The 22828-nt window shown below is 45.9% G+C and carries 23 protein-coding genes; 11 read left to right on the plus strand and 12 right to left on the minus strand.

The window, feature by feature from the left end; all coding sequences use genetic code 11:
• Nucleotide 1: 1 nt before the first annotated feature.
• A complete protein-coding gene (locus FRZ54_RS06050) occupies nt 2-1030 on the plus strand; it encodes a phospholipase D-like domain-containing protein (RefSeq protein ID WP_147030739.1) in 1029 nt (342 codons plus the stop codon).
• Nucleotides 1031-1033: 3 nt separating this feature from the next.
• Here FRZ54_RS06050 and FRZ54_RS06055 read toward each other — a convergent pair whose 3' ends face one another.
• The gene (locus tag FRZ54_RS06055) at nt 1034-1669 is read right to left on the minus strand and encodes a Pycsar system effector family protein (RefSeq protein WP_147030740.1); all 636 of its coding nucleotides are present in this window, start codon (nt 1667-1669) and stop codon (nt 1034-1036) included.
• A gap of 91 nt (nt 1670-1760) precedes the next feature.
• Between FRZ54_RS06055 and pafA the strand changes: the two genes are divergently transcribed.
• A complete protein-coding gene (gene pafA, locus FRZ54_RS06060; RefSeq protein ID WP_147030741.1) occupies nt 1761-3419 on the plus strand; it encodes an alkaline phosphatase PafA in 1659 nt (552 codons plus the stop codon).
• Nucleotides 3420-3473: 54 nt separating this feature from the next.
• Nucleotides 3474-4499: a hypothetical protein gene (locus tag FRZ54_RS06065; RefSeq protein WP_147030742.1), complete on the plus strand. Its 1026-nt coding sequence runs from the start codon at nt 3474-3476 to the stop codon at nt 4497-4499.
• A 22-nt stretch (nt 4500-4521) separates the two neighbouring features.
• On the opposite strand, the gene FRZ54_RS06070 is transcribed toward FRZ54_RS06065, so the two are convergent.
• From FRZ54_RS06070 to FRZ54_RS06085, 4 genes are all read right to left on the minus strand, one after another.
• Nucleotides 4522-5622, minus strand: coding sequence for a pepsin/retropepsin-like aspartic protease family protein (locus tag FRZ54_RS06070; protein ID WP_147030743.1), 1101 nt, complete (start codon nt 5620-5622; stop codon nt 4522-4524).
• A 120-nt stretch (nt 5623-5742) separates the two neighbouring features.
• On the minus strand, nt 5743-6633 hold the full coding sequence (locus FRZ54_RS06075; RefSeq protein WP_147030744.1) for a glutamate--tRNA ligase family protein: 891 nt from the start codon (nt 6631-6633) through the stop codon (nt 5743-5745).
• A gap of 4 nt (nt 6634-6637) precedes the next feature.
• Nucleotides 6638-7390 carry a LytR/AlgR family response regulator transcription factor gene (locus FRZ54_RS06080; protein WP_147030745.1) on the minus strand — a complete coding sequence of 251 codons (753 nt, stop codon included), beginning with the start codon at nt 7388-7390 and terminating at the stop codon, nt 6638-6640.
• A gap of 1 nt (nt 7391) precedes the next feature.
• Entirely contained in the window at nt 7392-9530 is a 2139-nt protein-coding gene (locus FRZ54_RS06085) for a tetratricopeptide repeat protein (protein WP_147030746.1), read from the minus strand.
• Between the two features lie 127 nt (nt 9531-9657).
• On the opposite strand from FRZ54_RS06085, the gene FRZ54_RS06090 reads away from it, so the two are divergent.
• From FRZ54_RS06090 to FRZ54_RS06100, 3 genes are read left to right on the plus strand one after another with little or no spacing between them, the layout of a single operon-like run.
• Nucleotides 9658-10197 (plus strand): hypothetical protein, encoded by a 540-nt coding sequence (locus FRZ54_RS06090; protein ID WP_147030747.1) that lies wholly within the window; start codon nt 9658-9660, stop codon nt 10195-10197.
• A 30-nt stretch (nt 10198-10227) separates the two neighbouring features.
• A complete protein-coding gene (locus tag FRZ54_RS06095; RefSeq protein ID WP_147030748.1) occupies nt 10228-10788 on the plus strand; it encodes a hypothetical protein in 561 nt (186 codons plus the stop codon).
• 25 nt (nt 10789-10813) lie between these two features.
• Nucleotides 10814-12649, plus strand: a complete 1836-nt coding sequence (locus tag FRZ54_RS06100) for an RCC1 domain-containing protein (protein WP_147030749.1) — start codon at nt 10814-10816, stop codon at nt 12647-12649.
• A gap of 89 nt (nt 12650-12738) precedes the next feature.
• Here the strand turns inward: FRZ54_RS06100 and FRZ54_RS06105 are convergent, their stop codons facing one another.
• On the minus strand, nt 12739-13104 hold the full coding sequence (locus FRZ54_RS06105) for a hypothetical protein (RefSeq protein WP_147030750.1): 366 nt from the start codon (nt 13102-13104) through the stop codon (nt 12739-12741).
• A gap of 170 nt (nt 13105-13274) precedes the next feature.
• On the opposite strand from FRZ54_RS06105, the gene FRZ54_RS06110 reads away from it, so the two are divergent.
• On the plus strand, nt 13275-15608 hold the full coding sequence (locus FRZ54_RS06110; RefSeq protein WP_147030751.1) for a tetratricopeptide repeat protein: 2334 nt from the start codon (nt 13275-13277) through the stop codon (nt 15606-15608).
• Nucleotides 15609-15618: 10 nt separating this feature from the next.
• On the opposite strand, the gene FRZ54_RS06115 is transcribed toward FRZ54_RS06110, so the two are convergent.
• The 3 genes from FRZ54_RS06115 to FRZ54_RS06125 are packed head-to-tail and all read right to left on the minus strand — an operon-like array spanning nt 15619 to nt 17563.
• The gene (locus FRZ54_RS06115) at nt 15619-16488 is read right to left on the minus strand and encodes a class I SAM-dependent methyltransferase (RefSeq protein WP_147030752.1); all 870 of its coding nucleotides are present in this window, start codon (nt 16486-16488) and stop codon (nt 15619-15621) included.
• A 5-nt stretch (nt 16489-16493) separates the two neighbouring features.
• A complete protein-coding gene (locus FRZ54_RS06120) occupies nt 16494-16847 on the minus strand; it encodes a DUF2304 domain-containing protein (protein ID WP_147030753.1) in 354 nt (117 codons plus the stop codon).
• A gap of 5 nt (nt 16848-16852) precedes the next feature.
• Nucleotides 16853-17563 (minus strand): glycosyltransferase family 2 protein, encoded by a 711-nt coding sequence (locus FRZ54_RS06125; protein ID WP_147030754.1) that lies wholly within the window; start codon nt 17561-17563, stop codon nt 16853-16855.
• A gap of 231 nt (nt 17564-17794) precedes the next feature.
• On the opposite strand from FRZ54_RS06125, the gene FRZ54_RS06130 reads away from it, so the two are divergent.
• The 3 genes from FRZ54_RS06130 to FRZ54_RS24380 all read left to right on the plus strand — a co-directional run bounded on the left by FRZ54_RS06130 (nt 17795) and on the right by FRZ54_RS24380 (nt 20318).
• On the plus strand, nt 17795-19102 hold the full coding sequence (locus FRZ54_RS06130) for a caspase family protein (RefSeq protein ID WP_147030755.1): 1308 nt from the start codon (nt 17795-17797) through the stop codon (nt 19100-19102).
• Nucleotides 19102-19584 (plus strand): hypothetical protein, encoded by a 483-nt coding sequence (locus FRZ54_RS06135; protein ID WP_147030756.1) that lies wholly within the window; start codon nt 19102-19104, stop codon nt 19582-19584. The genes FRZ54_RS06130 and FRZ54_RS06135 overlap by 1 nt, the downstream gene beginning before the upstream one ends.
• Before the next feature lie 482 nt (nt 19585-20066).
• Nucleotides 20067-20318, plus strand: coding sequence for a hypothetical protein (locus tag FRZ54_RS24380; RefSeq protein ID WP_187359763.1), 252 nt, complete (start codon nt 20067-20069; stop codon nt 20316-20318).
• Between the two features lie 53 nt (nt 20319-20371).
• Here the strand turns inward: FRZ54_RS24380 and recO are convergent, their stop codons facing one another.
• A complete protein-coding gene (recO, locus tag FRZ54_RS06145) occupies nt 20372-21097 on the minus strand; it encodes a DNA repair protein RecO (protein WP_147030758.1) in 726 nt (241 codons plus the stop codon).
• Nucleotides 21087-21455, minus strand: coding sequence for a diacylglycerol kinase family protein (locus FRZ54_RS06150; RefSeq protein ID WP_147030759.1), 369 nt, complete (start codon nt 21453-21455; stop codon nt 21087-21089). The genes recO and FRZ54_RS06150 overlap by 11 nt, the downstream gene beginning before the upstream one ends.
• 249 nt (nt 21456-21704) lie before the next feature.
• Between FRZ54_RS06150 and FRZ54_RS06155 the strand changes: the two genes are divergently transcribed.
• A complete protein-coding gene (locus FRZ54_RS06155; RefSeq protein WP_147030760.1) occupies nt 21705-22481 on the plus strand; it encodes an SDR family oxidoreductase in 777 nt (258 codons plus the stop codon).
• A 38-nt stretch (nt 22482-22519) separates the two neighbouring features.
• Here FRZ54_RS06155 and FRZ54_RS06160 read toward each other — a convergent pair whose 3' ends face one another.
• Nucleotides 22520-22705 carry a hypothetical protein gene (locus FRZ54_RS06160; RefSeq protein WP_147030761.1) on the minus strand — a complete coding sequence of 62 codons (186 nt, stop codon included), beginning with the start codon at nt 22703-22705 and terminating at the stop codon, nt 22520-22522.
• Between the last annotated feature and the right edge of the window lie 123 nt (nt 22706-22828).

Here is a 22828-nt window from a genome sequence, read left to right on the forward strand (position 1 = left end):
CATGTTTCAGCGTTCCATTATAGTTTTCCCGGACGATACCGTAAAGCCCATTATTGATGCTATCAATGGGGCCGAGAAATCTATTTTGGTAAAAATGTTTCTTTTTTCGGACCCGGAACTAATTGACGCCGTTATTACTGCAAAGCAACGGGGAGTGAAAGTGAAAGTGATGCTGAATCCTGCCCGCAGGAATGGAGAAGATGAGAATGAAGAAACACATGTCCGGCTTCAGGCGGCAGGCATAACAGTGCGCGATACCAACCCGAGCTTTATCATCACCCACGAAAAATCGATGGTGGTTGATAGCAAGCTTGCCTTTGTAAAATCGCTTAACTGGGAAACAAAAAATCTGACCGAAACCCGGGATTACGCCATTATTACCTCGCACCCGAACGAAGTAGAGGAGATCATGCTCTGCTTTGATGCCGACTGGCATCGGAAAGAGTTTGACCCCGGGGAAGAAGCGCGGCTGATCTGGTGCAGCCTGAACGGCCGTGCGCGCATAGCGCATTTTATAGACCAGGCAAAACATACCCTATTTATACAAAACGAACGTTTCCAGGACCTGGTGATCATAGAACGGATAGTACGTGCGGCGAGCCGCGGGGTTAAAGTACATGTAATGGCAGCGCCACCGCATACGCTGAAAAAAGACAAACTGGTAGAAGGCGTTGGCGGTTTGCGCATAATGGATGATGTAGGCATCAAGATACATAAACTGAAACATCTGAAGCTGCATGGCAAAATGCTTTTAGCTGATGGTTGCAGGGCGGTGGTAGGATCTATCAACCTGGCACCGGGAAGTTTCGACCACCGCCGCGAGCTGGCTATCGAGGTGCATGATGCCGATGTGATAGAACGGCTGCAGAAAATAGCACACCATGATTGGGAAAATTCGCACACGCTCGATCTGTCAGACGAAGGGTTATACGACGACCTGGAACGGCGCGGCCAGGGTGGTTCGGAGAAGCTGGTGCTGGATACAGATGAAAAGAAGCATCACCATAAGAAAAAAAAGCACCACAAATAAAACCTATATCAGCGCCGCAAAAAGATAGGCCGCTACAGAAAGCGCTATACCGTACATAAATATGTCGTATGCAATACGCAGCAAGCGGAATTTTCGACCCAAAACGCGCCCCTGCCAGTAAATATCCTTGATAAAGCTGCCATAGAGGAAATCGCTGTCGTCCATCATTTGAGTAATGCCGTATTCAAATTCCTTCAGGTCCATTCTGTAATAGCTGCCAAAGAACAGAAGGTTCACTTTTTTCTGCTCCACCTGCTCGCGGGTAAAGGTGCCTTTCGGGATATTGGGCCGCGTGGCGAGCACCGAATAAATAATGGTTATCACACTGATGATGAGCAACAGCACCGTAGGGGCCACCAGTCGCGGGTTTACCGAAAATTTGCTGATGAGCAAACCGATGGCTACGGTTATGATAATGGAATTAACCGATATCATGATAAACGCCTTGTTATCCGCCATCACACTCAGTCGCTGATGATTGGCCGAAGACGATTTGAACATGGTTTGCACCCCTTGCAAGTGGTGTTTTTTCTTTTTTAAATGATGAACATATACGCTTTTCGGATCGTTTGACCCGGCAGGTTTGTTACCCGTTAAATCGTTTAAGTTCCCTTCGGGTGGCAGATTTTCTTCCGTCATGCTCATCTTTTTCGGTTTCAAGCGAACCAAATATATTATTTTTCCGGGCTAACCTTTTTAAGAATTTTCTTACATTCAATTCTTTAATCTTATGGCAAGATTCCTCCTCGCTTTTTTATTTAGTTTCCTGTTGTTACAGGCAGTTGCTCAAAGTAACGATAATGGTCCTGTTTTAACGCAGCAGGGTATCCGAAGGCCAAAACTTGTTGTCGGTATCGTGGTCGACCAGATGCGATGGGACTACCTGTACCGCTATTATAGCCGTTATCAAAGCAACGGGGGCTTCAAACGGCTTTTGCTCAACGGCTTTTCCTGCGAAAATACCATCATACCCTATATACCCACAGTAACTGCTTGCGGCCATACCAGTATTTACACCGGCTCGGTTCCAGCTATCAATGGCATCACCGGTAACGAATGGTATGATTATGACTTGAACAAGCAGGTATACTGCACCGAAGACGAGCAAGTGACTACCGTTGGCGGGAAGGGCACTGCCGGGCAAATGAGCCCGCATAACCTGCTGGTAACTACCGTAGGCGACGAACTGCATCTTGCTACCAATTTCAAAAGTAAAGTTATTGGCATTGCGCTTAAAGACCGGGCCGCTATATTGCCGGCGGGTCATACCGCAAATGGCGCCTATTGGTTTGATGAGGCCACCGGAAACTGGATATCATCTTCATACTATGCTATAGGCCTGCCAAAGTGGGTGGACGATCTGAACGCCAAAAAAATGCCCGACCAGTATTTTGCCAACGGCTGGAATACGCTTTATCCGTTGAATACTTACACACAAAGCACACCTGATGCCGAACCTTATGAGTACCGCCCCTTCGGGAAGGATGTTAAGGGATTTCCCTACGACCTGAAACAATTCGTTGGTAAAAATTACGGCATGCTGCATGTAACGCCGTATGGTAACAGCTTTACCTTTGATATGGCAAGAGCAGCGGTTGACGGCGAAAAAATGGGCGCCGACTCCGTTACTGATATGCTTACCATAAGCCTGTCGACCCCGGATTATATCGGGCATACCTTTGGTCCGAATTCGGTTGAGGCCGAGGACGATTTCCTACGGCTGGATAAGGACCTGGGGGCTTTTCTCGATTTCCTCGATCAGAAGGTAGGCAAGGGTGAATATCTTGTATTTTTAACGGCCGATCATGGGGGCGCGCATGTGCCGGCTTTCCTGGGCCAGCATAGTATACCTACCGGCAATGCGATAGACCGGGGGTACAACGATGAGATAAGTGAACTGCTGAAAGCTAAATTTCATTCCGATAAATTACTTATTGGTGTCTTTAACTACCAGGTGCACTTCAACCGCCTGGAGATAAAGCGGCTTGGATTGAATAAAGATTCGGTGAGCAAAGTAGTTATCGATTATCTTGCGGGACAAACGGCAATTTACAGGGCGTTCGCGCTTGACAAGGCAGCAGAAACGACATTAAATGCAACCATCAAAAGGGATGCGACAAACGGATACTACCCATCGCGGAGCGGTGATATCCAGATCATTTTTAAACCCCAATGGATAGAGAATTTTGAACATGGCGGCACAACGCATGGTGCCTGGGGGCCGTATGATGCACATATACCGTTGCTTTGGTACGGGTGGGGTATAAAGCCGGGGCAGCTGAGCAGGGAAGTTTATATGACAGATATTGCACCTACGGTAGCTTCGTTATTGCATATACAGATGCCGAGCGGTGCTGTAGGCCAAGTTATCCCCGAGATATCGAAATAGAGGGGCACTTGCATATATTTAATGAAAATGAACGGTCACAATAAAACTGCCACGATGAAGCGTGTTTTTACAGCCTTATTGTTCCTTTGCACGGCAAGCTCAATGGTCAGCGCCCAGAAGTCCGTCGACAAAGTAAAATTCTTTACAGATACTTCCGTACTTAATGGCACACTCAGTTTCAACTTCAAAAAGGTAATATCAAACAGGGATAAGGAAGGCGCTATTTTTCCCGCAACCTTTATCTGTAATATGGAAGGCCTGGAAGTACATGACCCGATACAGATAGAAGTAAGGGGCCATTTCCGGCGCGCGCATTGCTACCTGCCGCCTTTGAAACTGATCTATAAAAACGACCCTTCGGCAGCATTCTACCAGTTAAAGTCGCTAAAACTGGTTAGTGCCTGCATGACCAGCAACGCAGACGACCAAAACCTGCTTAAAGAGTTTCTTATTTATAAAATGTACAATTTGCTTTGCGAAAAAAGCTTTAGGGTAAGGCTTTTGAACCTGACCTACCTGGACAGCGCGGGCAAAAAAAATCCGTTGACGCGGCACGCGTTCCTGATAGAAGATGCCAAGCAACTGGCTAAGAGGAATGATTGTGAAGAGTGGAATGGCAGGAAAATTCCCACCGAACGAACCGATCGCAAGCAAATGACCATGGTTGCCGTGTTTGAATACATGATAGGGAATACGGACTGGTCGGTTCCGGTTGAGCATAACATCAAGATACTGCACTCCAAAACGGATTCGCTCTCGCGCCCTTACGCGGTGCCTTATGATTTTGATTTTTCGGGACTGGTGAATACCAACTATGCGGCTCCCGACGAACATTTGGGCACTTCAACCGTCAGGGAACGGGTTTACCGCGGATTCCCGCGAACGATGGACGAGCTACACGACGTACTGAATGATTTTAAAAAGCAAAAAGATAACATCTACGCACTTATCAATAATTTTAACCTGCTCAGCCTGTATACGAAAAAAGATATGATCAAATATCTTGATGAATTTTATGACAAGATAGACAACGACGCGTCGGTCAAATCAATTTTTGTCAATAATGCGCGCGTAAATTAAACCAGGTATCAACCGGGCAGGGTCAATTATTCTTTAGACCTATCTGGTGATTTTTATAATCCGTCAGGTATTCATTCTCAATAAAAAAGCTAAGACTGAAGATCGTCCTGAAGTCATTCGTATTATTCGGGTTTTGCACTTCGGTCAGGTTTTCTGTTGAGGTGGTGGTGTATTGATAAACGAAACCTTTATTGGTGGTCACCTTCACCACAGTATTGGCGGGTAACTGGCCTATTGTGCGTACCGCTGTTTTATCTTCGATAATAGTTAAGGCGGGCGTACCGGTATCGAACAGAACATTGCTTGAAACGCTTTTGCTGCCGTAAGTAATGGTAGAAGGTATGTTAGGCGAATATCCGCCCGGGTTAATTGGGGATAATGGGTGCATAATAAAACCTGCGGATGTAAGATCGGAAGACGTCAACCCCACCGTAAGCAAACTTGAAACATAGTTGCCGTTGCTGTTGAACTGCGCCATGCTCAAAGTAGCCAGCTTAAAACCACTGGTTAGGTTGCTCCCGGTATCGAAATAGCTTAACGGGCTGGCTATCTTGCTGCTGGTATAGCTAACACCCGGTCCTACACCAAATACGTCGTTTGAGTGCGCGGGGTATACCGTGCCGGTGCCTGAGACTATTTTGTAATATAAGAAGAATGGCAGTCGCTTAACGGTAAAGCTACCGTCAGAATTGCCGATGGTGACAGACGCATACGCCAGGTTGCCATATTCCTTGGTCAGGCTCAGCGAGTTACCGTAGCTAATAGTGGATGTTTGCGAGGTGATGGTAATACCGTTCACTACGGTTGAATCGCCTGTGAATTGGATGCCGGTACTTGTTATCATCGACGCTGGTATCAGGTCGTGAGCGTCAATCGTCATACCTGTCGAACCGGTGTCGAAAATGCCGTAATAGGCTGTTGTATTCGTGCCGATCTTGGTTATGGGGATAAATACCCTTTTATTGGTATCGATAGCATATTCATACAGGCCCATTACCACGGGGTTTACCGTTGTATTGGTATTTTGTGGTTTGGTATTATCCTTTTTGCAGGAATAAGCAGCGGCTATAACCAATAGCAGGGCTGCGAAACGTAAACGAACAAGCGTATATCTCTGAAACATAAAGTGCTTTCTATTAAACCTAATACGTACAAATAGGTTTAAACTGTTGCCGGGAAAATAACGTCATTAACAAAAAATATTGTGATGTACCGACGAAACAGCCGAATGAACCGACCAATTTTAATGCCAAAACCGCTGGCCCAGTTCGCGCCAATTGCTAATATTTCCGTGTAACCCGGCTGCCCCTGCTACCTGGTTGTAAATATCCGCGGGCTTTTTTCCCAGTTTGCGAAGATAGTGAATGGACGTATCACCCGAAGATTTTGATAGTTTTTTACCTTTTTCGGTAAGTAAAGGGTGATGATGAAATGTATTATTTGTAAAAATATTTGCTTCAAGCTTATTCGCCAGGTAAAGCTGCGCCAGGGTAGAGGGAAAAAGGTCCTGGCCTCGAATGACCAGGTCGATACCAAAATGAATATCATCGATTACCGAAGCCAATTGATAAGCCGGAAAACCGTCCTTTTTCCTGACCACGAAATCATACATATTAGCAGGCAGCGTGGCTTTTTGTACGCCATTATTGAGGGTTTTGATCGCAAGTTCAGTTTGTGCACCCGTTTTTATTCGCCAGCTTGCATCGGGTGTGTCAAGCGGGATGCCTTTATTGCGGCAGGTACCGGGGTAAGTTTCATCCGGGTTGTTTTGCCTGATCTGCGAACGCGAACACGTGCAAGCAAATACCGCGTTATTCTCTTCCAATTTTTTCAAAGCCCCGCGGTAAATATCCATCCGGTGAACCTGCGAGTATTCCGATTCAAACTCCAGTAAATTCCGGGGGCCCTCATGCCAGGGAATATCCATAAAATTGAGGGTGTCAAAAATGTCCTGCACATATTCGGGGTTTACCCGGTCGCGGTCAAGGTCGTCGATCCGCAATAATATCTTGGCGCCTGTTTGTTCGGCCACATACGCAGTAATAGCAAATGAAAGCACATTGCCCAGGTGCAAAAAACCGCTGGGTGTAGGGGCTATGCGGGTTTTGTTGAATTTAGCCGTTATAGTATCCATGCAATTACATTTCCTCTATCTTCTTCAGGAACAAATCCCGCCGGCGGGTTGATACTTCGAGGCTTGTATTGTCGGTCAATGTAACGTAACCCCCTTTACCTTTATGGTAACTCTTAATGCAGTCCATATTGATGAGATGGCTGTTATGGATGCGGAAGAAATTGTGATCGGATAACATATCTTCAAATTCCTTCAGCGTTTTCGCTACCACTATCTGCTGTTTATCTTTTAAATAGATAGTGGTATAATTAACATCCGATTGGCACCGGGTGATGTCGCTAACCTGTAAAAAAAGAAGCCCTTTGCTTGTTGCTACCGTGATCTTTTTAGACGAGGTATCTGCCGTCTTGATATTATGAAGCAGGGCGTCGAATTTCTCTGTCAGTTCGCGCTGGTGGAATATCTTTTGCAGTTTACCCACGGCCTGCACCAGATCGTCCGGGTCAATGGGTTTAAGCATGTAGTCCACCGCGCTGAACTTGAAGGCCTGGATGGCATAATTATCGTATGCGGTGGTAAATATCACCTCAAAACTGATCTGCCGTATCCGCGCCAGCAGATCGAACCCGGTTTGATCGTGCAATTGGATATCCAGGAAAACCAGGTCGGGTTTCAGCGTATTTATTCCGGCTATTGCATCGTCCACGTTTTCAAATGTGCCGGCTATGGTTACGGTCTGTTTGCAAAACCTGTTCAGCAGGTCGGTGAGGCGGTTCGTACAATGTTGTTCGTCGTCGATAATAATTGCCCTGATCATGCTAAAACTTTAAATCGTGCGGCAATTTAATACTTACTTTCGTTCCTTCGTCCAGATCGGTTAATTCCACTTTGGCGTCAGTTTGTTTGGCCGCATTGATAATATTGATCCTCGATTGTATTACCTTGATGCCAAACGAACGCCTACCCTGCTTTACTTTGTTCTTTTTTAATTCAGCGGACCGCACGCGGCCCACACCGTTGTCCTGTACGGTGTATTCTATCATCCCCCCATTCTTTTGAACCTTTATGTGGATGATACCGTCACCGTTTTTTGGGGATATCCCATGCCAGATACTGTTCTCGACAAAGGGCTGCAGCAGCATAGGCGGCACCAGGGTTTGTTCGGGGTCGATATCTTCGTCCACTTCGATATAATACAGGAATTTGTTGCCCAGCCGCAGGGCCTCCAACTGGATGTAAAGCTCAAGCGCTTTCAGATCGTCGGCAAGGCTAATGGTTTCATGTTCTGAATTTTCCAGTATCAGCCGCATTAATTTGGCAAAACGTACCAGGTACAGATCGGCTGTTTCCTTGTCGTGCCTTGCGATGTAATCGCCGATAGAATTAAGCGAGTTGAAAATAAAATGAGGGTTCAGTTGTGCCCTTAAAACCTTCATTTCCGTTTCAGACACCTGAGCTTTTAATTCCGCTTCCTTTTGCTTTTCGCGCGCGTCCTTTCGTCTTGAATAAAAAACAAAGGAGAGGGTCGCCGAAAATAACAGGACGATACCAACTATGATCGACGCATTTTTAATAACCTTTTGGCGCGAAAGTTCGGCCTGTTTCTTTTGATTTTCAGATTCTAAAACGGCGGCTTTTTTATCATAATCGTATTGGATATTCAGGCGGGTTATTTCCTCGCGCTTTTTGTCATTCCGGATGCTGTCGGTCAGTTTGGCATAATTGCGATAACTGTTTAGTGCCGCACTGTAATTTTTTTGCTGTTCGTAAATATGGCTCAATTTTTTCCACTGATCCGACTGGGTATTAAGGTCGCGTACCTCGAGCGCAAGGCTTACTGCCTTTAACTGCACTGCCAGTGCTTTATCCAGTCTTTTTGCGGGATCGATCCCCTGCGTGCGCAACACATCGCCCGGCGCGGCAAGGTATAGGTCGGAAAGATGCCCTAATGTTGCCGACGAGTTGTTTTTTGAGCCGATAGTATCATAAAGGCTAATGGCCCGGTTAAGGCAGGCGAACGCTTCTGCATATCTACCCAGGTGCCCGTAGGCTACGCCCATGTCGTTCAGGTCGTTTGCCTCGCCCTTTTTGCTTTTTACTTCCAGGTTTATGGCCAACGCCCGTTGGTTATAGTCAATTGCCTTTTGGTAATCCTTGGTATCAAGATAAACACCGCCAATATTGTTTAGGGCGGCGCCCACCCAAACCTGGTCATCCAGTTCCTCAAGTACCCTCAGACAGCGGTTGTAATATTTTAACGATGCGCTGTAGTTTTTAAGGTAATAATTTACCACGCCGAGATTACCTGTGGTTTTGGCTATCATCGACTTATTCTGTAACGAATCGGCCAGTTTCAGTTCCTTATAATAAAATGCGCTCGCTTTGGGATAATCAGCCAGAAGGGTATAACATGAACCAAGCGTATTGTAACAGGCCGCCACCCGCTTTTTATCACCGGTTTGCTGCGCTAATAGCAATGCTTTATTGACATAATCAAGGGCCGTAATGTAGTTGGCTGTATTATAATAATTGGCGGAAAGCTTGAGATAGCAATCGACCAGGCCCGAAGTATCATTGTTGCTTCTTTTAAACTCATTAAGTGCCAGCATTGCGGCCGTGATAGCGTTCCTGGGTTTCGACCCGAATTCATAAACCCTGGCTTGCGTCAGATACGATGTGGCAAGGGCATGGCTGCTGCTTAGTGACTTTGATAGCAATAGTGCCTGGTTTGCATAGGCCATACCGGCCTTGTTATCGAATGGGGCATATGCCATGCTGAGCTGGTTCAGTAAGCGAACATACGATGTGTCCTTTTGCGAGTGGGCCTTTAGTTGTTGCAGCAGGCTGTCGGCAATTTTCTGCTGCGCAAATGTCGCGGTTACGATGAAAAATAATAAAAACAGGAAAGCAGAAAGCCGCCCAAAAACGAAGTAAAAACGCCGTGCTACCGAATCCATAGCAAAAGATACGCTTTTTGCAGATTATGGGCGCTTATACATCGAAAAATAAATGGATACGGGCGTTTAATAATTGCAGGTTGCTGTGCAAAGATTGTGGAACTATATTGTTTGAAAACATGCTTTTATGAAGAAAATAGTTCGGGTATTACTGCCATTGTTTGTAGTCACATCGGTTTTAAATGGTTGTAAAAAGGACGGTGCTGCCACTAATAAGCAAGTTTCAACAAAAGACTTTTATATTAAGCTGAAAGTTAATGGTGTTGCTAAAACTATGACCGTGAACGCCACAACGGTTTCGGGCGTAGTTTCAGGTGTTATTCACGCAATGTCTGTAAGTGCACAGTTTACTTCAAACCCGGCTGCCGGGGTAACTATAGGACTGAATGATGGCGCCGCATATAATACCACCACTACGTACACCGGTAAATATATAGAGGTTAGTGGTATAACAACTATCCAAACTACATTTACTTACAAGGACGAGGATAACTCGACCTACCTGGCCAGCCCTGCAGCGGCAGGCACTAACGTAACGCTGAATATAAGCGAGGTAGCCAACGATCATTTTAAAGGGACATTTTCAGGTAAACTGATCAAATCGGGTACCACGGCATCCTTTATTACGGTGACAGACGGAGAATTCTATGTTGGCCGATCGCTCTAAATTTATTTGTTCATCAATAAAAATTCAATTATGAAAGAACTGGAAATAAGCGGAAGACGTTACGACATCTACACCGTAACGGGGAAAGTAAACGAGGCCGGGAAAAATATGGAAACAAAGGTACACGGCGGCGGTGGCGGCGGTTACAGCTACCGCGGAACGGGCGGAACGGCGCCGGTGACCATAACCTCGACCACGGTTGTGCACGACCAGATATTTTTGACCGATGACAGCGGGACCGAACACGCCTTCCAGCTGCAGGACTTTAATGTGGCCTGCCGCGAGACCAATTTGATCTCGGTGATATGGGCCATAAAAAAAGGAAAAAAGCTGGGGCCATATATTGTGGTTGTCAATCATTCTACACGCAAAAGCTTTTATAACGATAAGGAGCTGAAAAAGATATTCCGCTTTAATATATGGTATTTTTTAGGTGGCGGCTTTTTGCTGGGACTGGTACTTGGTCGCAGCATAACCGGAGGAATTTTTGGGTTGCTTTTTGGCCTGTTGATGTGGGCCGTTACCTGGAACGGGCCAAAGCTGCGCGAGTTTAAGGAAGAGGCGTCGCTGCCGCCAGCGGTACTGGCTTGATGTCAACTATGCAAAACATTTCGATATGAAAAAGATATACGCGGGCCTGGTATTAATTTTAATATGTGGCGGCCTGGTAGCCCAGCAGAAAAGAACGCCACCACCTCCTCCGCCTAAACCGATCAAGTTGCTCGACCTGTTTAAAAAGAAAGATAAGCAGCAAACCACTACTACAAATACAAGTAACGAATCCAATAATGGCATCGGGAAGGTGACAGCCGGTGACCTGCCAATAACGCAAGGCAATTTGACCTCGGGCGAATATTGCTCCATTATATTAAAAGACGGAGTGCTTTACGGATGGGGCGATAACAGTTACGGACAGTCGGGGGTAGGGAAATCGGCATCGAATTTTACCCCGGTACAAATCACCACGGATAATGACTGGAAGATGGTGACCATGGGGGGATATCACACCCTGGCTATAAAGACGGACGGCACCTTATGGGCCTGGGGATGGGGAAACGACAGCGAAATGGGTTTGGATGAATTGGGCACACGGGTTGAATTTCCGACCAGGCTTGGACGCGACACAGATTGGACATGGGTGTCGACATCCGACGGCCAAACCGCTGCGCTGAAAGAGAATGGCACGCTTTGGGTATGGGGCAACAATGTTGACGCGCGACTGGGTGTGGGCCCAACTGTAAACAGCACCTGCCGGCACCCTTACCAGGTAGGTAGGGACCGTGATTGGGCGATGGTGGTTGCGGGCGATGCCTACACCATGGCACTGAAGAAAGATGGTAGCCTTTGGGCATGGGGTGTTAATACAGGCGGGTGCCTCGGCACACCAACTGTAACCAGGGTGCAGCAGGCGCCCATACAAATAGGTACAGATAAAGATTGGGCCAAAATATTTACCGGTTGGCGCGGCTATGGCAGTTTTGGTATCAAGAAAGATGGCACTTTGTGGGCGTGGGGTGTAAGCCGTTCGTTTCAACTGGGGCTTGGCAGGAATGTTAAAAGTATAGACCGCCCAACGCAGGTAGGTACCGACCATGACTGGGTGACACTTGCCAACGGCAGCATGAATACTATTGCCATAAAAGCCGATGGTTCGCTGTGGCAGTGGGGTAATAGCCAGCTTAGCGGCCAGGGCGATATTGCCAGCCCTCAAAAAGTTAACCTGCCAGGTGGGTGGAGCAGCGTGGCGGTGAGCCAAAACCATGCGGTGGCACTTATGAACAATGGAAGAGTATGGGCCTGGGGAGGCAATTACTATGGTCAATTAGGCGCTGGCAAAACGGTGCGGGGTGCTTATTCAAACGCGCCGGCCGAAGTAAAGGATTTCCCCGAGCCGGTGATCACTACCAAATCAAAAAAGGAGCTTGCTACCATATTGAATGACGAAACCAAAGTGCTGTTCGGGCATACCCGCTCAAGGCTGTCGATAAAAGACAAAAACGCCATAGCAAGGCTGGCAGGTTTCCCGTTGTCGAAAGATAAAAAGCAGTTTATTCTTGGTACAGACGCCGCCGACTACCCTTTCGATATACAAGTGTACCCGACAGATATGAACAAGGATGGCGTAGAGGAGATATTTATGACCTTCGGTAATAGTTACACTTCGGGACTTACGGGTTCGAGCGTGGTGCTTTTTATCAGGGATAGTTACGGCGACTGGCATAAGGAGCTGGGTTTCCCGGGTGTTACGCCGGATATACTTAACACCGGCAACGGGGGCTATCCCGACCTGCTGATCGGCGGTCCGGGCAATAACTTCCCAGTGTGGCGATGGAACGGCAAAGAATATGTACTGAACCGTAATGTATCCGGTGCCGACTATCGTAAGCTGCACAGCATAAGCGCAGAAAACGTAAGCAAAGCGTATATCGCCCGCTCAGCGATAAAAAAATGATACTATTCTACCGTGGTTACAGTTTATGGTTGGTTTGCAAAATGGCTGCTTCCGGGCGGCCATTTGCATGAAGAACCGCACTTTGCGTTTTAGTTGGATGCCTTTTTGAGGTCGGCGGGGTCAGTCACAATTATTTCGGGTTTCCCTTTATAATCGATGATCTTACCAGTAACGGAAACATTCGCCCCTTTATAATAGTCTTCGGGCTTGTCTTTAAATTTAGGCCGGTCGGCACCGTTGATTACGATGGTAAGGTACTGGTTGGGGTGACTCCCGCCCATGTCCAGCAGGGTCATATTGGTATTCTCGAACAATTTTGTTCCGTAAATTTTATCGGTTATCGTTACCGTTTCGCCGATATGCTTTGCAGCATCTTTTGCCCGGATCTTGGTCTGTGCTGATGCTGAATAAATTGCCAGCACAATAAACAGGCTGAAAATAGCACATCGTTTCATAGGGTAAAGGTAAGCAGAAGATGTACCCCATGACGGGAAAAACAGAAGGGCAACAAGTATTTTACAAATAACGAAATCAACACTATAAATTCGGCCTTGTTAATAATTACTATTTGCCATTTCTCCTCAAAAGTTAGTAATTTTTGCGCTGATAATACTTTAACCGTACTGTGAAAAGGAACACCCTGCTATTTTATTTTTTACTGATCGTACTGGCTGTTACTGCGGTATATTCAAACCACTTCTACAACGGCTTTCATTTTGACGACAGCCATTCCATTTACGATAATCCAAATATCCGCCACATTCAGAATATCCCAAAGTTTTTTAAGGATGGCACAACGAGCAGTATATTACCTCAAAACCAATCGTACCGCCCTGTTACCACGACATCACTGGCCATCGATTACTGGTTGAGCAAGGGATACGACCCGTTTTTTTATCATTTGTCCACTTTTATAACTTTCCTGCTCCAGGGGTTATTGATGGTGATATTTTTTAATAAATTGTTCGGCCTTTCATCTTCCAATAAAAACATCACATACGTAGCGCTCTTCGCAACGGCATGGTACCTGCTGCACCCGGCTATAGCCGAAACCGTAAATTACATCATTGCCCGGGCCGATGTACAATCAACCGTAGCCGTGCTGGCGGGATTCGTACTTTATGCCTGTTCGCCGTTTTGCCGCCGGACGTTTATCTACCTGCTGCCTGTTGCCGTTGGTATATTAGCCAAGCCGCCTGCAGTTATGTTCGCGCCGATATTTTTCTTTTATACATTACTATTCGAGGAAAAGCTCAGTCTTATCGACATATTCAGACGGGTACATCTTAAGCAGTTGGGTAAGGCCATAATAAAATCGGTTCCGGCCTTTGTTGTATGCGCCGGGATGTATCTGCTGGTCGACAGGATGACGCCAAAGACCTGGGAGCCCGGTGGCCATTCGCCGTTGCAATACGTCATCACGCAACCTTTTGTCATCCTGCATTATTTCATCACATTCTTCTGGCCAACAGGGTTAAGCGCCGACAGCGACTGGGGGGTATTAAACAGTATTAAAGACTGGCGTTTTTTTGCGGGCTGCCTGTTTCTTTTGATAATGATCAGCATTGCTTTTTACACTTCAAGATCGTCTAAACTAAGGCCCATCAGTTTTGGTATTCTGTGGTTTTTTATTGCGCTGGCACCTACGTCAAGCATTATCCCGCTTGGCGAAGTGCTGAACGATCACCGTATGTTCTTCCCTTTTGTGGGTTTGGTATTAAGTGTTAGCTGGGCTTTGAGCCTGCTCATATTCGAGTTGATGGCTAAGAAGGACTCGTTTTTGGCGAAAAATCCAAAGCTGCTTTGGCTGCCGGTGCTTGCTATACTTGCTACTTGCGCCTACGGTACATGGAAGCGGAACAATGTTTGGCACAGCGAGAAAAGCCTGTGGCAAAACGTTACGATAAAAAGCCCGAAGAACGGCAGGGGATTGATGAATTTTGGTAATATCCTGGTTTCGGAGGGCAAATACGCCGAAGCGGAAAATTACTTTGGTCGCGCGCTGCAGTTACTGCCTAATTACTCGTTCATCTACATCAATATGGGTGTGCTGAAAGACAAGCAGCAAAAATTCAAGGATGCTGAAAGCTATTTTATACAGGGTATCCTTCTCGGTCCGCAATATGCTGTTCATCACAAACTCTATGGAAAGTTTTTGTACGATATGCGCCGGTACCGCGAGGCCGAGGTTGAGCTGGAAAGGTCGCTGAACCTTTCGGCAGGCGATCTGGAAACCCATAAATTCCTGATGGAAACCTTTGACAGGTTGGGTGAATGGGATAACCTGGAATTGCTGGCAAAAGGTACGCTGCAACTGGAGCCGGGTAATACCGTTGCCCTGGGCTACCTGGAGGATGCCAATAAAAAAATGAATAAGGCCGACCTGCAAGCCGAAAAAGTTAAGCTTGCGCCAACGCCCGAAAAATACCTGCAGCTAAGCCTTGATTACTATCTTGCTGCGCGGTTTGACAGTTGTATAGCTGCTGCACAGGAGGCCATTAAGTTAAAGCCTGATTACGCCGCTGCCTACAATAATATCGGCAGCGCTTATATTGCGCTGGAACAATTCGACAAAGCCATTGAGCCGCTGAAAAAGGCGCTGAGCCTGGAACCCGGCTTCGTTTTGGCAAAGAATAACCTGGCCCTGGCACAAAACCATAGCACAGGCCTTACCTACCCGGTTAAACCACCAACAGCGGAAGAATATGTGAATCAAAGTTTAACCTATTACAATTTTAAACTGTACGACCTGTGCATTGTAGCCTGCGAATGCGCGCTTGAACAAAAACCGGACTATGACCTGGCTTATAACAATATGTGCGCCGCTTACAATGCGCTCGGTCAATGGGATAATGCCATAAAAACCGGCGAAAAGGGCCTGCAAATAAATCCCAAAAATCAATTGTTAAAGAATAACCTGGCGCAGGCAAGGGCCGGAAAGGCGAGCAGCCGGAAATAAACTTTTAATGCTATTTGCCAGGGCGTTTCTTAAAGAAAAACGCCTTAATATCGGGCTCCGAGCTGTCAATAGCAGGTTTCATTACTTTCAGCGCCGAGGTCATCAGCGAGGCTTTCCATTTGCTCATATTTTTGTCGGCCAGCATACGGTCCTTGGTGCTTTGAATATCCAGCGATTTTAGTTTGAAGACCTCTGCGCAATTGAACCCGTGTTTTTCCAAAAGCACTTTCATGTTGCTCTCGTTAAAATAATTCATGTGCGGACTGTGAAAATTAAATTGCCACATGCGGGTTAAAGGACCGTTCATGCCGAATTTATGCAGCAATGTTGCAATCCTGTAAAAGAAGCCGGTGCTCATGGGTATGTTAATGATCAGGATGCCATCATCCCCAAGGTCTTGTTTCAGGCTTTCAACCAGGCTGTTGATATCAGGGATATGTTCGAAGACATCATTAAAAATGATGAAATCGTAGCCGCCCTCTTTTTTAGGACTGACATCAGGATAGAAACCGTAGATAACATCCAGCTTTTTTTCCTGGTGATAATCCTCGTAAACATGCTCCGGTTCGATACCGATACAGCCAACTTTCTGGCTTTGACAGGTTTCCAGCCACCAGCCATTGCCGCTGCCTATTTCCAAACCGTTTAGGTCACCTTTTTTTGCGGCTTTTAGTTTGGCTATGATGGTGATAAAGTTCTGCAGCCGCAACGCCTTCAGGCCCGGGTCGCGCGCACCGGCCTCGAGGGCCGATTCGAACGAATGCTCGAACTGCGCATCTGAATTCAGCAGGCCGCAGTTATCGCATTTATAGACATTGAAACGCAGCTTGAACAGTACTTTAAGCGGACTTCCGCAAACGGGGCAGGTGGAATGATCCATGTATGCTATTTTTTACTTTCCAGGTGCTTGTTGAACTCTTCCTTTAGCAAAGCTATTTCCTGGCCAAGTTTTTTGTTGTCGTTATATAGTTTTGATGCTACTACGCTCAGGTGCAGCAGGTATATCAATATCGCGAAGATAAAGCCAGTGAACACGAGGTTTGCGGCAACCACAACACCCGTTACTTTTCGCAAAAGCTCGAGGCCATCGGTCCAGAACGAGAAAACCATTAAAAAAACCGTACATATTATCCAGACAATGGCATACTCCTCGCGCAGTTTGCCTTTTACAATAAGACGCGAAATGTACAGGATGAACAAAATGTTCGCGATGATGGTGATGATCTGTATCCTAAGCATGATGATCAGAGTTTACGAATGAATGAAAAGAACATGGCCAGGCTCACTTTAAAGCAATAATATAACGAGCCGAAGCTGCGGATGGACGATTGCCCGCCCTGCCTGGCAGCCATTACCACGGCCACCTCGGCGACTTTAAGCCCGGCTTTGGAAAATACAACCAGCGATTCAGGCTCAGGATATTCATCAGGATAGTAGATGGACGCTAGTTCGATGGCCTTGCGGTCGAACAGGCGGAAACCGGACGTGCTGTCGTATATCTGCTGCCCGGTGAGCAACAAATTAACCCAATGAAAATATTTGATACCCATCCTGCGTGCGAACGACGACTGAAACCCCTCCTTCTCTAAAAAACGCGAACCGATAACCACGTTGGCGCCGGTTTCGAGGTGATGATTAATGAGCTTGGGCAACTCTTTCGGCGGATGCTGCCCGTCGCCATCCAGCTGAATAGCCATATCGAAGCCGTTATCGCGGGCATATAAAATGCCGGTTTGCACTGCGCCGCCAATGCCAAGGTTTACCGGCAGATCTATCACTGTCGCCTTATGTTTTTTTGCTACAGCGGAAGTATTGTCCTTTGAGCAGTCGTTAACGATGAGCGCTTCCAACTGGTAGCCCTGCGGTAATGTGGTGGCGAGTAACCCGGGTAAAAGCAATGGCAGCGAGGCCTCTTCATTGTAACAAGGTATCACGATCAGGATTTTGCCGGGCATTCGTTCAGCGGGATTAACTGGGTGTTAAATTTCAGTGGTGAAATTAAAGGTTTTTTACAAAAATACCACCATCGTTTGAAATCATCAGGATGCGTAAAAACCGAAGTTAAGATACGTTGAAAAAAAGGTGTTTTTCCCGTGGGAAATTTGAAATCCGATTGCGATATTTATTGTATAAATACCTGAAAATCATCGAATAGTACTAATTATTTCTTCATTAAATAATAAGACATGAAAAGGCTCATTTTACTATTTGCGTTTGCCGTTGCTTGTTGCGCTACAAAGGCGACAACTATTTACGAGATCAAATACACATTTGCGAATACCGGCGACAGGATATATGCCGCGTTTTTGGTGAGGTATGAGAATAATACCGGTTTTATGCGCGTGAGATACATCGTCAATGGAAAGGCAAAGGTTGTAAATATGGATTTTGATGAAGTGCGCGGTAATTACACGATTGACGGCGCCAATAATGAAACGATACGGTTCACAGGCAAAAACCCCGTTTTTATTTTAGGCGAGGCAACAGATAAATATTACCCTGATTATTTATGGTTCAAGAAACTACCGGGTGAAAGCACATTCAGGCCATGGGGCGTGACATCGCCCAATCCAAATGGCACAACGGACCAGGGAACCATTACCAGCGTTCGGCTGTTAAATACGAGCGACATAACCGAGGACTATGCCAACTATTTTTTCGGGCGGTCCGAACCGTTCTTTGTTAACCTGTTCAATACTTCTTCGGGCAATAATACAAGTTCGTATGCTTCAAATTCGGGCTCCATCAAGCTGATCATGATAGCCAATACCAACGATGATAATATCGGCAGTACCTGCCAGCGGGATATCGATCACGTTAAAGGCATGTTCAGGGATGTATCACGAATGCTGAACCTGGGGTTTGAATATAAGGAGATATCGGGCGATAATTTTGGTAAGGCCACCGTTGTTAACACGCTGAACTCGATGAGCACATCGAATAATGATATATTGATATTTTGTTATTCGGGCCATGGGTTTCACTACCGGAATGATGAAAGTAACGCCTACCCGCAATTTGATCTGCGGAGCGGCAAGTTTGACGCTCTCGATGCCAATACCCTTAACCTTTCGGATATTTATTCGATGCTAAAACCGCAAAATGCGCATCTCAAAATAATTTTATCCGATTGCTGCAACAGTTATCTCAATATAGCCAAACCGTTCGGCAATTCAAGGGCCGCAACAGCACGTTCGATCGTGCAATGGAGCAGGTCCAACTGCCAGTCGTTATTCCTTAACCAATCGGGTGTAGTTGTGGCAACGGCGGCATCAAAGGGCGAGACTGCCAAGTGCAATGCCGATATAGGCGGCTTTTTCATTTATAATTTTGTTAAATCGCTCGATAAGTCGCTAAGCGTATTTGAAGGGAATACATCATGGTCCAATATCATATCCGAAACCAGGAGTGCCGTGCTTGAAATGACGAACGGGCAGAATTGCAACGAGTCGATATGCTCAGAAACCGCAGTTAGTTACGTAAAAATAAACTAATGAAACTCATCGCCAGCATTATTTTGTTTGCCGTAATATGGAATTGCGGCGGCGCACAAAACAAGACACCGATGCGTGACTCTGTTTTTCTTACTCAGAATGATATCAAGATACTGCTCAACAGCAGGAATATAACCTATCACCATCTTGACGGGTCCCCGGTAAGCGACAGTTCGAAGCAGGCAGGGGCCACCTATATCATGAACTACCTGTCGGCCTCCAAAGAAAAAATTGCTAAGGAAAAATATTATAAGCTGATAAGCGTATTGCTGAATTGCAATAACCTTCAGCCAGAGGCAAACCGGTGCACTATATTATCGTCCTACTGCCTGCAAATAAAATATAAAAAGGAGGAGTTGCTGCTATTCTTTTCAAAACCGGGCGTATGCGGAAATACCGTGGAGGTAATAAAAGTAACCGGGGCAGGCAAAAATCAATTTGTACAGAATTACAAAGCTGAAAATCTTAAGGTGCTTGACTAAAACGGGACTCGAACATCGTGCCTCACCCTAAATCCCTCTCCGATGGAGAGGGACTTTTTAATTACCCCAGCACCTCCTCCAGCACCTCGTGCGATCTGATATTACGAAGCCAGCAAACCTTTGATGCAGGAAATGTTGCTCATTAGTGTGTATTATTTGCATAAATAATGATAAATTAGTGTGACATTCAAGCCTTATTCATGAAACAAGGTTTCATCATCTTTTTTTGCCTCGCACTTGGCTTAACATGTATTGGACAATCAAAAGTGACCTCTTATACGTTGTCCCTTGAGTTCACGCCCTCACTTTCGAGGGGAAGTACATTAATGATTCATAAAACGCCTGATTCCAGTTTCGTGGAATTGAGGGTTTACAAGGGGTTTAATAAAAAGGAGCTTTCCTCATATGATACAGCCAGACTCAATGCTTTTGATTTAGTAAGATTAACTGGCTTTCTTCAATCATACCATTATTCCAGAACGGTGAAAAACAAACGTGAGAAAAGCAATAAATACCCTTTGCTTAAGGATCTTCAAATTGACGGCATTGAAGTAGATGTGAATTTTAACAAAATCGGGAATATTAAAAAATATCATTTTAGTAACCATCTTGAATCAGAAGATCGTAGATTGATGAGTATTTTATTTGACCTGATGCAAAAAGCATTTCCTATGGATAAGCCTTTTGGATACCAGGCTTACGAGTACATCAATGAATTGAAGACCTATTTTTAATGTTTTCTGAGCTGTTAAACCTTGTCGTTGTAAAAGGCAGGCGATTACAATTATTACCCCAACACCTCCTCCAAAACCTCGTGCGACCTGATATTGCCGAACCCCTCCACATGCAGGGCATAATATTCCAATAGTTTTTGCAGGAGGTAGCGTCGCTCATCGTTAGAAAAATGCAGCTTGCCCAGTCCTTCAAAGCTGCATTGCAGCAATACGCCAAAGTTTTGTGTATGTGGCGGTGATAAATAGTAAAACCCTTCCGGTTTATAACGGCTAAAAGTACCGGCTTTCATATCGAAGTAGTCAAAACCTTCGGCTTTAAATTGTTCGGGAAAAAAACCGAGGTAACGGGTGAGCCTTACCAGGAACAGCAGGTGAAAATTAGCCAGCCCTTCATGCTGGTGGTCTAGCCATTCAATGGCGTTGAAGATGAAATCAAACAAATTCTCATCGGCCGATTGCTGCCGGACGGCCTTGTAAAGTACTTCGTTCAGGAAAATAGCCAGGCTGCTTTTGATAACATCATAAGGGATGCTTTGCAATAAAGGCGAGTTTTTCAGTTCGGCTATGCGCTGTACTGAGCCGGTGTTTTTATGATACACTACCAGGTCGAGCAGGTGCATAGGCTGCAGCATGTTGCGGCTAATTTTGGCCCTCGGCTTTTTTACGCCGTTGATGATATATGATTGCAGGCCAAACTTTTCTGTAAAAACCTGGACGATGACGCTGCTCTCGCCGTAGTCGGTAGTTTTGAAAACGATGCCACGGGTTTTATGCAGCATGATGGATAAGCAACAATAATTTGGGCAGGAAAATAACGGCGCCGATAACAAGAGAGGTAATAGCCGTCACCAGCACCGCACCGGCGCTTATATCTTTAACATGGCCTATTTTTTCGTTGTATTCCGGCGAGATGACATCGCATAAAAGTTCAAGTGCGGTGTTCAGCAGTTCGGTGAGTAGGACCAGTCCGATACAAATAAAGATCCAGAGCCATTCGGTAACGGAGATATCGAGTATATAACCCAGGACGAGCGCTATAATGGTGCAAATTAAATGCACGCGGAAATTAAGTTGTGTTTTGGCTGCGTACCAAAGCCCTTTAAATGCATAACCGAATCCCCGGGTGAATTTTTTCATTAGGCTAACTTACTTCTAAGGTATGAAAGCTATCACGAGCAGTTTTTAATTTTTGTAGCTCATGATGGTGTTCATGAATTCAAAAGTAATTCAAATCTTTTTGTCATTTCGAACGGCAGTGAGAAATCTTAAACGATTTATATAGTCCGCTTGGCTACTTTGTGAAGATTTCTCTCTATCGTTCGAAATGACATTGGATTTATTGTTTAAAAAATAAACCTTGCTAACTTTCACTTTCAAAATATTCCTATGGATCTTAAACTCAAAAATAAAGTAGCCCTGGTGCTTGCCGCCAGCAAGGGACTGGGCCGGGCATCGGCATTGGCGTTATCCGCAGAAGGCGCGAAAGTGGCCATCTGCTCGCGCAATGCGGATGAGCTCAAACAAACAGCGGCTGAAATTCACAAAGAAACCGGTAACCCGGTGATCGCTATTGCCGCGGATGTTTCGGATGCGGCGCAGGTGCTTGACCTTATTCACAAAACTGCTGCGACGTTCGGCGGGATAGATATTTTGGTGAATAACGGCGGCGGTCCGCCTTTTGCCCAATTTGAAACTTTTGACGACGAGGCCTGGCAAAAGGCGTTTGAATTAACCCTTTTTGCTTTTGCGCGCACCGGTCGCGAGGTGCTGCCATACATGAAAAAGGCAGGCGGCGGGCGTATTATCAACATCATAAGCGGATCGGTAAAGGCGGTATTGAACAATGCAGTGCTTTCTACCGCTATGCGCATGGGTGTTGTGGGTATGGCCAAACTGATGGCGGATGAATTGGGTCCTTACCAGATCACGGTAAATAACATAGCGCCGGGATTGATCCTGACCGACCGGGTAAAAGAGGTTTTGCCAAAGGATATTGACCACGACCAGGCTATTAAAGAGCGCTCAAAAACCATCCCCGCAAGACGGATCGGCAAACCGGAAGAGTTAGGCGCTTTGGTGGCTTTCCTGGCTTCAGAACAGGCCGCCTACATCAGCGGAACGACCATACAGGTGGACGGAGGCGCAAGCAGGGGGATTTTTTAGGAAGTCCGAAAGTCTGAGGTCTGATAGTTTTGGCATGCTTAAAGCTTTTTATCACTGCGGAAAAGCAAAACGATCAGCCACACGATAGCAAATCCCTGTACCATCATCATGCTGCCGGTTATTAGTTGGCCGCCCGGCCAATGCATTATCCTGAACGCCATGCCGATAACGAGAAATACGGTGCCTGCAACGAACAGTATGAGCGGAGTTCGGAATCTGGTCATAATTCTGGCCAATAATAAGGTAAATAGTCTGAATTTTCTGTCAGGAAGATGTTTTTAAACCGGGGAATATGGCTTTTTTAATTTCAAATTCCGTATTTTTGCCACCTCTAAAATTTTAGGTGG

The organism is Mucilaginibacter ginsenosidivorans (assembly GCF_007971025.1).
Taxonomy (GTDB): Bacteria; Bacteroidota; Bacteroidia; order Sphingobacteriales; family Sphingobacteriaceae; genus Mucilaginibacter; species Mucilaginibacter ginsenosidivorans.